10 protein-coding genes and 1 pseudogene are annotated in these 13,957 nt (G+C 32.1%); 5 read left to right on the plus strand and 6 right to left on the minus strand.

Annotation, left to right across the window (positions count from 1 at the left end):
- Positions 1-30: 30 nt before the first annotated feature.
- Positions 31-1,998, minus strand: a complete 1,968-nt coding sequence (locus CHRY9293_RS01395) for a polysaccharide biosynthesis protein (RefSeq protein WP_162031276.1) — start codon at positions 1,996-1,998, stop codon at positions 31-33.
- A gap of 1,265 nt (positions 1,999-3,263) precedes the next feature.
- Between CHRY9293_RS01395 and CHRY9293_RS01400 the strand changes: the two genes are divergently transcribed.
- From CHRY9293_RS01400 to CHRY9293_RS01415, 4 genes are all read left to right on the plus strand, one after another.
- Positions 3,264-4,178 (plus strand): hypothetical protein, encoded by a 915-nt coding sequence (locus CHRY9293_RS01400; RefSeq protein ID WP_162031277.1) that lies wholly within the window; start codon positions 3,264-3,266, stop codon positions 4,176-4,178.
- 310 nt (positions 4,179-4,488) lie between these two features.
- The gene (locus CHRY9293_RS01405) at positions 4,489-5,460 is read left to right on the plus strand and encodes a PIG-L deacetylase family protein (protein WP_162031278.1); all 972 of its coding nucleotides are present in this window, start codon (positions 4,489-4,491) and stop codon (positions 5,458-5,460) included.
- A gap of 22 nt (positions 5,461-5,482) precedes the next feature.
- Positions 5,483-6,469 (plus strand): ATP-grasp domain-containing protein, encoded by a 987-nt coding sequence (locus CHRY9293_RS01410; RefSeq protein ID WP_162031279.1) that lies wholly within the window; start codon positions 5,483-5,485, stop codon positions 6,467-6,469.
- Between the two features lie 54 nt (positions 6,470-6,523).
- Entirely contained in the window at positions 6,524-8,023 is a 1,500-nt protein-coding gene (locus CHRY9293_RS01415; RefSeq protein ID WP_162031280.1) for a glycosyltransferase, read from the plus strand.
- Between the two features lie 238 nt (positions 8,024-8,261).
- Here the strand turns inward: CHRY9293_RS01415 and CHRY9293_RS01420 are convergent, their stop codons facing one another.
- The 5 genes and pseudogenes from CHRY9293_RS01420 to CHRY9293_RS18855 all read right to left on the minus strand — a co-directional run.
- Entirely contained in the window at positions 8,262-8,729 is a 468-nt protein-coding gene (locus CHRY9293_RS01420; RefSeq protein WP_162031467.1) for a regulatory protein RecX, read from the minus strand.
- A 59-nt stretch (positions 8,730-8,788) separates the two neighbouring features.
- Positions 8,789-10,054 carry a serine hydroxymethyltransferase gene (gene glyA, locus CHRY9293_RS01425; protein ID WP_162031281.1) on the minus strand — a complete coding sequence of 422 codons (1,266 nt, stop codon included), beginning with the start codon at positions 10,052-10,054 and terminating at the stop codon, positions 8,789-8,791.
- Between the two features lie 159 nt (positions 10,055-10,213).
- Positions 10,214-10,966, minus strand: coding sequence for a subclass B1 metallo-beta-lactamase (gene bla, locus CHRY9293_RS01430; RefSeq protein WP_162031282.1), 753 nt, complete (start codon positions 10,964-10,966; stop codon positions 10,214-10,216).
- Positions 10,967-11,020: 54 nt separating this feature from the next.
- A complete protein-coding gene (locus CHRY9293_RS18635; RefSeq protein ID WP_228455439.1) occupies positions 11,021-11,569 on the minus strand; it encodes a hypothetical protein in 549 nt (182 codons plus the stop codon).
- A 21-nt stretch (positions 11,570-11,590) separates the two neighbouring features.
- Positions 11,591-12,169 (minus strand): annotated as a pseudogene (locus CHRY9293_RS18855) (glycosyltransferase family 39 protein); the annotation flags it as partial.
- 237 nt (positions 12,170-12,406) lie between these two features.
- On the opposite strand from CHRY9293_RS18855, the gene CHRY9293_RS01440 reads away from it, so the two are divergent.
- Entirely contained in the window at positions 12,407-13,657 is a 1,251-nt protein-coding gene (locus tag CHRY9293_RS01440) for a site-specific integrase (protein ID WP_066436467.1), read from the plus strand.
- The last annotated feature ends 300 nt before the right edge of the window (positions 13,658-13,957 follow it).

Genomic DNA, 13,957 nt, shown 5'->3' on the forward strand with positions numbered 1-13,957 from the left:
AATGTGATTAACTATTTATATTTTTTAGATTTACATATTTTGGAGGCCGTTTAGCTTTATTTCAGATTTTTTATCCAAAACTTCAAACTCCGAATTATTACTTATAAACTCTGGAACAATCGTTTTTAATATTTGTACGACTTGCAATCTATCTTTCTTTACTGCAGCTACTATGATTTGTCTAGATAAAAAGTCTACTTCCTCAAATTCCATTAATGGATCTTTAGAAATCATAATCTTTTCATGGTGAGTAGGAATGGTCGTAGTATTACTACTCAATAACTCCTCATACAACTTCTCACCTGGCCTTAATCCTATGAAAGTAATTTTAATATCTATGTCCGGAGTATATCCAGATAGTTTAATCATTCTTTTTGCTAGATCCAGTATTTTTACAGGTTCACCCATATCAAAAACATAAATCTCGCCTCCGTTACCCATTGTACCTGCTTGAAGAACCAATTCACAAGCTTCCGGAATTGTCATAAAATATCGGATAATATCCGGATGGGTAATTGTTACGGGTCCCCCTTTTTCAATTTGTTTTCTAAAATGTGGAATCACAGATCCATTAGATCCCAATACATTTCCAAAACGGGTAGTGATAAATTTAGTGGTATTCCCCGGCGTGTTTTGTAAAGATTGTACAAAAAGCTCTGCCGCCCTTTTTGAGGCCCCCATTACATTCGTAGGATTTACAGCTTTATCCGTAGATACCATCACGAAACGATTTACGTTATATTTTTTAGATAATAAAGCGACATTCTTCGTCCCTAAAATATTCACAAAGATCGCTTCATGCGGATTCTCTTCAATAATGGGAACATGCTTATAAGCTGCCGCATGATATACCATTGAGAATTGGTAGGTTGCAAATATCTGCTCTAACCTATTATTATTCGAAATATCGGCTAATACAAACTTAAAGTTTTGCTCCGGGAATTTTTCCAAAAGTTCAAGTTCAAGCTCATAAAGAGGAGATTCTGCCTGGTCGATAACGACAATAAGGGAAGGTTTAAATTGAGAAACCTGTCTTACGATCTCGCTACCTATAGATCCAGCACCCCCTGTTACCAATACTATTTTATCAAAATGTCTACTTTTAACTTCTTCATTTTCTATTCTAATAGGCTTTCTATTGAGTAAATCTTCAATTTGAAGATGGCTAATACCACCCACTAAATCGGATTCTCTCATTTTACTAAGGGTAGGAGATTTCAATACCTTTAACCCTTTATCTAATGCCAATGTCATCCACTCTTCAATTTCTTGCTTGGACATGATTTCTTTAATCAATAGCACTGCATCAAATTGTTTTATCAATTTCTCGTTCGCAAAAAAATGTTTCTTATTATATATTTTATGCCCTAGTAATATAGCTTTACGTGAATCTGATCGATTAGTAAGAAAACCTGCTAATCTATAAGGGTAATTAGGGTTATGCATAATAGCCCTCGCTAAGGATACAGAGACATCCCCTACTCCCACTACCGCTACTCTTATTTTAGATGAAGCTCCTTTAATATCTATCAACAAACTGAAAAATTGTTTTGTGACCATTCTAAAGAAGAACATCATAGAAACAGAAATCAAAAAGTATAAAAAAAGATTAGGATATAAATATAAAGATTTACCTAAAATCAATTCGGTTGCATAATTAATTACCAGAAGTGATATAAGTGTACTTCCAGAAGATAAAATAATCTTAAAAAAATCGAAAAAAGTTGAGTGTCTAATAATCCCGGCATATGTTTTAAAAACATACATAAATGAAACATTCACTAAAATAAGCAGAAGCCTTTTTTCTGTTCTATACTCTACAAAATTCGACTTCACATTCAATGTATTAAAAAATATATTTGAAAGAAAAATAGAGAATAAAACAATAAGAATATCAATAAGAATAACAAGCCATCTAGGTACATACCGTAGCTCAGTAATTTTTACAATATTATCTCCATTGTAAAGTGCGCCGAAAGCATCAAAAAGCTTTTTCATCAACATTAAGTGATTTTGTTAATTGCGCAAAGATAATGGATATTATTTACATTAAATACCCTGTCGATAATTTTATTTTTCATGTGCATCCTTTATGTTTAAAATATTTTTTTATTTTTTTTCAAAACACGAATATGCATTATTCGTGCCAAGATCATTTTTGAGTTCTTTCTTTTTTTTACATAAATTATAAAAAATAAATCAATTTATTAAAAATAATCTACACATATAAATTATTAGCGTATTTTTTCAACAAATACTTTTTATACTAAAAAAAGTTACCCACAATATAACATAGCACTAAAAAATACTGACCAACAATAAAATAAATTCACAGTCATTATAGGAGCAAGTTACAAATTAATCCGTAATGAATTAAGTAAATTTTTCACCAAACATAATTTACTTTTCATCCTCTTTACCAACCTTATTTCACTTATAGCAGAACATCCCTTTTAATAGTTAGTCTGGAAAGAAATAAAAAAAATAAGAGTAAAATTTTAGATAAAATATTTCTAATAAAATAATATGGGACATCATTTTTTATAAGGAAAAGCAAATATGAGTGTTTAAACTGTATAAAATTAAACAGTCTAAAAGTCATTTTAGATGTATGCCACCAATTTTACCGATAAAAGTTATTTAAAGTCTTTAAAATAAAAAATCATTAAATATGATCTATGAAATAAAAAAACAAAAACACTATAATTTATATACTATTTTTATAAGGAATTTAGAATATTTCCCCACTAATTTGGATTAATATATGTTCTTTTAATATTATTTGTAAGAATGTTAGAAATTTCTTTTTCTAATTTTTAATTCCCTTTTTCTGACAAATGAGATTCATTTCTATATAAATCAAGATGATGAATATAATTATCACAAAACGTTATCAAAATTGGTAATGAAAATAAGAATTGTACAAGCTTAAAGAGCCCATTTAGAGTTATCATAATAATGTTTTTACAAATCACGTAAATAATAAGATAAATTTATATCTTTGAATAAGTTACATTTGTATTTATATTCATTTTCAATATAATAGGCCTGTCGGGTGTTTAGGTGAACAGAAAATATTGAATAGAAAATAAAAAGTAGTATAATCTCCTTTACTAATCAATGTAGCTTATTGTAAATTAATAAAGTACATATCAGTTTTAATTTTAAATAAAGTGATTTAAAATAGACTAGTAACCATCATTGCTAAGTCATATAAATATCATTTGAGTGTAAGAAATAGTGTAATCTAATTAAGCTCCAAAATGAAAACACCCTCCCTACCATTATTAATATTAGCTTATGTGTTTTTCTTTTTTTCATATCAAACACTTAATGCTCAAGTATTACCACCTCCAGAAAATGAAATTGTATTAAAAAATGATAGTACAGCTATATACAAAAAAGATAGCACCACTCTATATAAAGACAGTACAAGGCTATATATTACGGCACAACAACAATATACAAGTTTTGACCGTACAGTAACCTTGAATCAATCTTCAGCAGGCATAAAATTAAAAAAGGTAAATTATACCCTGATCAGTAATCTTGAGATAGCATATAGCGATACTCGATCAGGATGGCAATCATCTAGTGAATTCTATTATACCCCTAGAAATAAAAAAACCTATCAATATGCTTCTTTTTCTATTTCAAACGCAGTATGGTATCCTAATATGACCGCTGGTCTATCCAATTATTATATAGGAATAAAAAAACTGGAAATTGAAAACGGAGTAAAATACATATCCCTTTCAAATCAAAAGGATATCTGGATGATAAACACCGGACTAAGCTATGCCTTGAATAAAAACTTATTTCAGGCCCGATGGATATACCTCAACAATGGTATATCAAACAATGATTTTATTTTAGGATATCGATATTATTTTAATGAGAATGAAGTCACAGCCATCAACGTACTGTTTGGAGATAATAATATTATCCCAGAATTTCAAAACATCCCCGGGGTAGCAGCGGTTAAACAGTATCAGGCATATTATGGATTTAATTTTAATACTACATTTCGTATTGTTAAAGATTTACATCTAGGAATGAATTACACCTATAAGCATTTTAATGAAAATGAAAATGTCAATAGCTGGGACTTACATATAGTAAGTTTGGGTATTACTTATAAGCTCAAAAAGCGCAAAGCAACTCCTAATATTCCATAAAATAAGATTCGTTGAACATAAAACCAAAGCATCAATATAGATTTTAGTTGGTAAAACCAATAGCATAAACTCAACTAAAAGCGCCACAATAAAAAAACTAATAATCAAACATTTATATATATGACTCAACTACTATATTACCTATTATTTTCTATTTGTATATACAAAAGGGGGACTTTCGCAAACCACCCCACCTATTAGTGTTAAAAATTTCACATTAAAAAATTAATTATTAACATAAATTACATTAATTTTATGTTTTTAATTGATTTAGTATTCGATCGTGTCAAAAAATTTAATTTAAAAACAGATGGAAATTATATTAGTTGGTAATCAAAGCTATACCAAAAAGCTATCGTCAATTATAAAGCAAGAATTGTATTTACAAAGTCTGCAACTCAGTTTCGAAAATATCTCATCCAAAGATTTTCGTGAAAACTCCAATCAAATTTTTATTATTGTTGCTCGAAAAACCTCTTTCCAACCTGCTATAAATGCTTTTGTTTATATAAAAACCCACAATCCTTCAGCTTATATTATTTTACTGGTTGAGGATAAAAATATGGAATTAATGGAAGCCGCGTTAGAATACGGCATCAATAGCTTTTGGGTACTTACCACAATCAACGAACATTCTAAAGAAAAACTTATCAATAAACTTAGGGTACTGGTTCAACAGAAAAAGACAAACAGAATACTTGCTATTGGAGCTCATCCTGATGATGTGGAAATTGGATGCGGTGGAACTATTCTTAAACATATTTCAAAGCATGACGAAGTGCTTATCTTAACTTTGACCAAAGGGGCAGCAGGTGGGGATACGGAAAAACGTTCTCTAGAAGCAAAAGCAGCCTCTGAATTCATGAATGTGCGCTTAATAATAAGCAACTTGAAAGACACTTCTCTTTCGGACGGACCTAAAACTATCCGAGTCATTGAAGAAGTCATTAATAGCTTTCAACCCGATATTATTTATACTCATAGTATAAATGATAATCATCACGATCATAGAAATGCGCACCTTGCTACTATAATTGCCGCTAGAAAGATTGATAAAGTGTATGCCTATCAATCCCCTTCAACCAATATCAATTTCCGTCCTCAAAAATTCGAATCAATTGATAATTTTATAGATTTAAAACTGCAGCTCATTGCTTTATACGAAAGCCAAACAAAAAAAGCAGTGTATTTAAAAGATGAAGTCATTAGAGCTACTGCCACCTACTGGGGGCGCTATTCAAACTATCAATCAATAGAACCTTTTGAAATTATTAAATCATAAGTAATCATAAATAATTTAAAATATGGCTGTGAAGATATTAATGACAGGTGTTGGAGGTCCCGCTGCAATTTGCGCTTACAAAGCCTTAAAAGACAAAGATTACGACTTCTTTATGGCCGATATGGATCCATTAGCAACTGGTCTTTATTTTGTAGAACCCTCTAAAAGATTTGTGATTCCGGGTGGTATTACACCAGAATTTAATCAAACAATTTTAAAACTGTGTGAACAACAAAAAATAGATATACTTATTCCTACAGTGGACGTAGAATTGATTCCTATCATGGACATAAAAGAATCATTTGATCGAATAAATTGTCACATCATCAGTTGTAGTAAAGAAGTACTCCATACAACATTAGATAAGCTTAAGCTAATGGAAAAATGCAGAGAAAAAATACCCTTACCTCAATTTCAATCCTTAGAAGAATATATAATAAATTCAACGATTCATTCGAATAAACTCGTATTTAAACCCCGCAGTGGTAGTGGATCAAGAGGAGTTATTATTACCTCTAATCCGGAACCTGAAGTTTTGCAGAAGCTAAAAGAAGGAAATTACATGGTTCAAGAGTTTATTGAAGGCACAGAGTATAGTGTAGATGTAATGGTTAATCAAAATGGATTAATAGGAGCAGCTGTAGTGAGAGAGCGACTTAAAATAGACTCGGGAGTGGTAATTGCTTCCAAAACTATTAAAAATGAACGAATACAAGAGTATTGTATAAAGATAGCCCAAACCGTTGGCATTACATATAGTGCTAACATTCAAGTCATCGTAGATAGTACAGGAAATCCTTATTTAATTGAAATCAATCCAAGATTTTCAGGAGGATTGAGTTTAGTAATAGAGAGTGGACCTAATATTCCGGCAATGTGTGTTGAGCATGCGCTTTCGGGCAAATCAATACAAGCTCTTGATTATAAAGAATTGACTATGGTTCGTTATTATGAGGAAATATTTATGCCCAATTCCGAACTTATAAAACACCAAAAGTATCCTATATAAAGAGGTGTAAATATCAAAAGAGAAGTTTCTGTAAGACCAAAATAAATTATTGATATGATTATAGTTCTGAAAATTATTTTGACTCTTTTTGTCCTAATAGGTGCTCTTCCATTATTTGCATCTCTATATCAGTATATTTTGATCATTTTTCATGCAAAACAGAATCATTATAAGTTAACGGAAACCATTACACCTCGTGTAAGTGTGGTAATACCATGTTGGAACGAAGCTGAAGTAATTGGCAATACGATAGAGCATCTTTTATCTATAGACTATCCTTTAGAATCTTTAATATTATACATCGTAGATGATGCCAGTACTGACAATACATTCGAAATAGTTAAAAATAAATCGGAATTATATCCTCAGAATATACGCTACATAAAAAGAGAAAAAGGCGGGCAAGGAAAAGCACATACTCTTAATGCAGGGATTAAAGTAATATTGGAAGAAGGTTGGGCAGAAGCTATTTTAATTATGGATGCTGATGTCCTTTTTGAGAAAACAACCCTAAGAAAAATGACCCGACATCTTGCAGACCCAAATGTTGGAGCTGTAATGGCTTATATAAAAGAAGGATCAACATCTAATTCTTTAATTAATAAATTTATTGCATTTGAATACATCTGTGCTCAGGCTGCTAGCCGAAGAGCTCATAATGTATTAGGAGCTACTGCATGCGTGGCAGGAGGTGCTCAATTATTAACAAAAGAAAACTTGATTGCTATTGGCGGGAAAATTGATACTACATCCTTAGCAGAAGATACTTTTACTGCTTTTAAAACTCAGCTCGCAGGAAGGAAAGCCATTTTTGACCCTTACGCCATCGTTTGGGCAGAAGAACCTAATAGCCTGGTAGCATTATGGAAGCAAAGACTTCGATGGGCAGTGGGTAATATCCAAGTAACTCGAGCTTTTAAACATATATGGTTTAATAAACAAGCCAAAGGTCTAGGCTCATTTAGCTTTGCATTTATATGGTTTACAATTCTTCTCATGCCTCTATTAATGATACTTGTTTCTATAGGACTTGTCGGATTATTTTTCTTAGATTCCTATTATTCATGGGCTTTATTTAAACAATTTTGGCTATTAAATACTTTTACTGATTTCTTTATTATATTGACCTGCCTTTTTTTAGACCCTCAAACATCGAAAAGAACCTATCTTCAAGGTATTTTATTTCCCGGTATAATATCTTTGGGGTTGATTATTCTTTCGGTTCATCCCGACTTTATGAATCGTTTTTTAGATATGATAGTACGTAATTATAATGAATCAGGCCTGCATCCAGGGCTAAACATGAGAACTATTCTCATTATTTTCTTGTTATACTTATGGGTTTCCTTATGTATGGTCGTCTCTTATATGGCCTACTATACCGAAAAAAAAGGAGGACCCGCTTTTATTTCACGTACTTTATTATTAATCGGAGGATATGGTCCATTCCTTTGCGCTATCACACTCGCTTCCTACATAAGAGGATTAAGCCAATCAGAATTTAAATGGGATAAAACAGAGAAAACAGGAAATTTAAAAGTTCATAATTTATAAATGAAAAAAAAAGAAACCAATAAAACTTACACTCATGTGAAGAGAGAATTAAAAGGGGAAAGGAAAATATCTTTCTTCCAAATTCTATCTATTATAGTTCTTTCAATCCTCTGTATTATTTCAGCTATTTTTTCAGATGATAGCTCTTATATCGCCATATGGATCAGAGAATTATTTACACCATGAGCCTATTATATTTAAATAAAAGGATAAATAAGCTTATGAAGAGGTATTTTAATTAAGCTTCTATCACATCAAGAATAACATTATATTCAAATCCTTTATTAATTAAAAACTTTATTGTTTTCATTTTTTTTTGATAATCATCCAATCCTATCTGCTTAAAGTAATAATCTTCATAATTTTTCTTTATCACTTTTTTATAATCATTGTCATCTATTTCATCAAAACATGTATCAATAAGCTTGGATGTTATTTGTTTCTGCTTGAGATTCATTTTAATTTTATTTTTCCCCCAAGATTTGATATAAAATTTGCCTCGGATATAGCTTCTTGTAAATCTTTCTTCATTTAAATAATTTTCTTTCAAAAGATATAGAACAATCTCTTCTTTAGCTTCATCAATTAACAAAAACTCCTTCATTTTTTGCTCCACTTCAGCATGACAACGATCTTGATACACACAATAGCTCACAAGCTTTTGTCTTATCTCATCAAAAGTGAATAATTTTTTATTCATGATCATCATATATGAAAAAAAGAATGGACAAATGCCCATTCTTTTATATTATAAATAAAGTAAAATTAATAGTTAAAAAGGTTTTTGCCTTCCATAAGCTCATTGACCTTCTTTCTTACTCCAGCAATTACCTCTTCATTCTTAATATTGTCAACGACTTCTGAAATCAATTCAGCAATAGTATCCATATCATTTTCTTTCAACCCTCTTGTAGTAATGGCTGCAGTCCCTAATCTAATTCCCGAAGTTGTAAAGGGTGATTTATCATCAAAAGGAACCATATTTTTATTACATGTTATATCTGCAAGGACCAATGCTTTTTCAGTCTCTTTTCCATTAACATTTTTATTTCTAAGATCAACAAGCATTAAATGATTATCTGTTCCTCCACTTACAATATCAAACCCTCTATCAATCATTGCTTTTGACAATGCCTGAGCATTAGATTTTACTTGTTTAGCATAGATTTCAAATTTCCCGTCTAAAGCTTCTCCAAAAGCAACTGCTTTTCCTGCAATCACATGCTCCAAAGGCCCTCCTTGAATCCCCGGAAAAACAGCTCCGTCCAATACTTGGCTCATCATTTTGATTTCTCCTTTAGGGGTTTTGTGTCCATATGTATTTTCGAAATCTTTCCCCATCATAATCATCCCTCCTCTAGGCCCTCTTAATGTTTTATGAGTTGTTGTGGTTACTACATGACAATGTTCAAATGGAGAATTTAATAATCCTTTTGCTATCAAACCTGCAGGATGTGCAATATCAGCCCAAAGAGTTGCTCCAATTTCATCGGCTATTTCTCTGAATTTAGCATAATCTAAATCTCTTGAATATGCTGAAAAACCTGCAATCATCATTTTAGGTCTCTCTCTTAGCGCCACTTCTCTCATTGCATTATAATCAATCAGCCCTGTTTCCTTTTCAACGCCATAAGAAACAACCTCATACTGGATTCCTGAAAAATTAACTGCTGAACCATGAGTTAAATGCCCCCCCATTGAAAGATCCATTCCCATGATTTTATCCCCTGGTTTCAAAACAGCAAGATATATAGCCGCATTAGCCTGTGATCCGGAGTGTGGCTGAACATTCACATAATCCACTCCAAAAAGCTCTTTTGCCCTGTTGATCGCTAACGTTTCAACCTCATCTACCACTTCACAACCTCCATAATATCTCTTCCCGGGATATCCTTCTGCATATTTATTTGTCAATACGCTTCCCATCGCTTTCATTACGTTTTCAGAAACAAAATTTTCCGAAGCAATAAGTTCTAATCCATGGCTTTGTCTTTGTTTTTCCTTCTCAATCAGGTCAAAAATAATATCCATTTTACTTTTAATTTTTGAAATTTTTCACCTCAAATGTACGGAATTTCCATCGAGATCTCAACATGAAAAAAGATGATATTTAAATGAGTAATTTAGATATCAATGCGTTTTAGAAGTTCTACTCTTCACAAATTTTCACATGAATTACTTTCAATTAAGCTATTCCGTAAATAATGTAATGGTATAATCAAGTAATTCTTTTCCTCCTATTTTCCCATGCCCGGGAATAACAATTTTCACATCCGGATATTGAGATTTTAATTTTCGAATGGTTTCCGGCCAAGCTTTTACATTGGCGTCTTCAAGATTCCCCTTTAAAGCATCTACCTCTTTAATTAAACAGCCTCCGAACATAATATCTTCTTTAGGGTAATATCCTATCACATTATCCCTGGTATGTCCTTCCCCATAAAATTTGGCATATACTTTTTGATTACCTATATTCAAAACCAATTCATTATTAAAGCTATGATTAGGAACATTAAATCCTCTTTTTTTAGCAAATTCAATAGTTTTTGCATTGGCATAAGATGGAATATTATTTTTATTAAATTCTTTCAGACCTCCAAGACAATCTTCATGAAAATGAGTAGGAATAACAGCATTGATTTTAGAATGCAAGCTATTTTTAATCCAATAAATCAACTCTCCGGAACTCTTATCATCAACAGGAGTATCAAAAATCACCACGTTTCCATTCTCCTCCACAATCATCCCATTACAAGTAACCGTTCCGTATGTTTCTGATCTATAATATGAAATATGCTGATATACATGATCTGATAATTGCCTAATGATCAAGTCATCAGATTTAAATAGCACTTTAGGCTCTTTATCCGGCTTTGACTCATGCGAACTACAATTTAAGTTTAATAATAAACCTAAGCATAAAATAAAATGTATTGGCTTCATAAAAACTTTTTTCATTACTTCTAATAACAACTATAGAGAATCGATAATCAGACATTAATATCTATTTTTCAATTCATTAATTTCATGTTGAATCCTTTCATTCACATTAATTTTTGCATCTTGAAAACTGAATATTCGTGTTCCTTTCTCCCTTGCAAATGTATTGATTATAGAGTCTACAACCTGAGATTTTTTAAAATAAGATCCTGTTTCCTTTATTTCATCTTCATTCTTAGCATATTCTTTAATTCGAATTAAGTTTGAATAATGGGTACTAAAATCAAACCAGTTGATATAATCCGCATTAAAAGAAACAGCATGTATTCTTTTAGTTGAATAATAATTAATTGCTCCTGCTTGTCCATAATTATCACAAAGAACTAGAGTGCTCCCCGATTTTGAAAGTTGAGAATATTCTTTATCCACTTTACCGGCAAGTTCTTTCCATCCTTGCATATCGGCAAAATCTTGTGGTAGTGAATGATCTTTTCCATCCTCCCATCGTAGTAAACCTAATTTTCTATACTTATCTGCATGTTGTATAATATATTTCGGATTTTTATTGGGAAAAGCAACCCCATATAAAGGTAAGAAAAAACACACCGGTATTAAAATACTTACATATCATACCACATTACCTTTCCAACTACTATTAAGAAGATGATGCCCAAGGAAAACCGAACCAAAAGCAATATAAATAGGATAAAGACCTATAGTATAATAGTCTTTAGCTTTAAAAATCAAAAAGAAGGAAATGGTAAATACATAAATCCAGAAAAAAAATCTAAATTTTTCAAAAGGTTTGTAAAATACAAGTGCATAAAATCCTAGAATAATAACAAAAATTACTCCTAGAAAAAACAATATTTGTGATTTCATAAAATCAAGCCTACTAACATTGACCAATTGTCTCTCAGAAAGCTCTTTCATATGGTGAATAACAGGAAAATCATTCTGATATTGCCATACTATATTGGGTAAAATAATCATTAGTACTAATAGCCCAGAAAAGAATAAGTGCCTATTAAAAAAAAATTTTCTCTGGGGTGTTAATAAAATAGCCGGAATCATACCCAAAAGTGAAAAAACAATATTGTATTTATTTAAAAATCCGATTCCCAAAACTAAAGCTCCCCAATACAACCATTTTACCTTTTCAGAATTTATATACTTTAAATAAAAAAGATTAGTAAAAAGCAAAAATAAGCAAAACGGTTAAAACCTTTGCTATACAAGGCTTTATAAAAAGAGTAGTCTTAGTTCGGAAGTCGGTGTCTGATAGGTTTTGGGCTTAAATTGACAAGGTTCGGTTACTAATTCGTTACCGATTGATAATGGTAACAGTATAGTTTAACTGATTATATTTCAGTCTTTTGCACCCATTTCTATGTTTCCTTGTAACTCAATGTAATTTAATTTTAAACGTTAAACATTAGAGTTATGGAGCAGACAAAAAAATCGACGTTCAAACTGCTTTTCTATTTGAAAAAGAACGAACTGAAAAAGAACGGTAATGCCCCGATTATGGCACGTATTACCATTGACGGAACCCCGAAGACTTTCGGTACAAAGTTAGAAATTGACCCCAATAATTGGGATTTAAAACACGGTCGTGTTCAGGGCAAAAGTGCGCAGGCATTAAGCATCAATAAAAAACTGGATAATATACGTGGGCGCATCGACAAGATTTATGAAGATATGCTGAAGCACGAGGGCTTTGCAACCGCCCAAAAAGTGAAACTGTCTTTTTTGGGTGTCGGTGTAATGGATGATGCAATACTAAAAGTCTTCAATGACCAAAATGAGGATTTTAAAAAATTGGTCGAAAAGGAAGAACGCTCACAAAGCACCTACAACAAGTATATCACAGTTTACAATCATCTTACCACGTTTATAAAGGAACGCTATCATCGTGACGATATGGCTTTTCGGGAATTGACTTCCGATTTTATCCGGGAGTTTGATTTTTACCTCCGGTATGATTTGCAGTCCTCCCACAATACAGTTTGGGTGTACACGATGCCTGTATTAGCCCTTGTGGAACTGGCTATTAAAAAAGGCTTGATACGTGATAATCCTTTTCAGGATTACGAAATCAATATGGAAGAAACCGACCGGGGCTATATCCTTAAAGAAGATGTTGAAAAGCTGATGATGTGCGTACCATCGCACCAACGGTATGAACTTGTAAAAGACCTGTTTATTTTCAGTTGCTTTACAGGACTTGCTTATGCGGATATTAAGAAACTGACAAGGAACAACATTCAATCATTCTTTGACGGTCATCAGTGGATTATCAGCAGGAGAAAGAAATCAGATATTGCTTCAAATGTTCGGTTAATGGAAATCCCTAAACGTATCATTGAGAAATATCAGGGTACGACAAGGAATGAATTTATCTTTCCGGTTCCGACCAATGCAACCTGCAATACTCACATAGGCAAACTGGTTGAAAAGGCAGAAATCATTACGGAGCAAAAAGTAACTTTTCACACGGCAAGGCATACTTTCGGAACAATGTTTTTGACCGAGGGCGTACCGCTTGAAAGTCTTAGCAAAATGATGGGGCATAAAAATATTTCCACCACACAGATTTACGCTAAAATCACAAGCCAAAAAATCAGTAAGGATATGGATTTAGTTACCCCTAAATTCAAGGCAATGGAAGAAGCGTTTATGATGGCAATCTAATCAGCTTTTATCTAATCTCAATGAGCAGAACTTAACGGTTCTGCTTTTTTTATGCCTATCTTTTTGTGTAGGTAAAGCACATTTATTTTCCTCTACGCAATCCAACGCTGTAAAAGAGCTTATTACCTACTTCAGAAATAGAAAATTGAAAAACGAAACCCTTATCTAACGCTCCCTGCTATTCCATTTTTCAAATCCCTATTACAGGCTATCATAGCCTGGTCATTAATGCCATAAAAATTTAGAACAGAAAATTTCCACAATCAACCGGTAAAAAGGCAGCTAAGTTATAGCGGGCAG

It is taken from the genome of Chryseobacterium potabilaquae (genome assembly GCF_902728265.1).
In the GTDB taxonomy this organism is placed as follows: domain Bacteria; phylum Bacteroidota; class Bacteroidia; order Flavobacteriales; family Weeksellaceae; genus Chryseobacterium; species Chryseobacterium potabilaquae.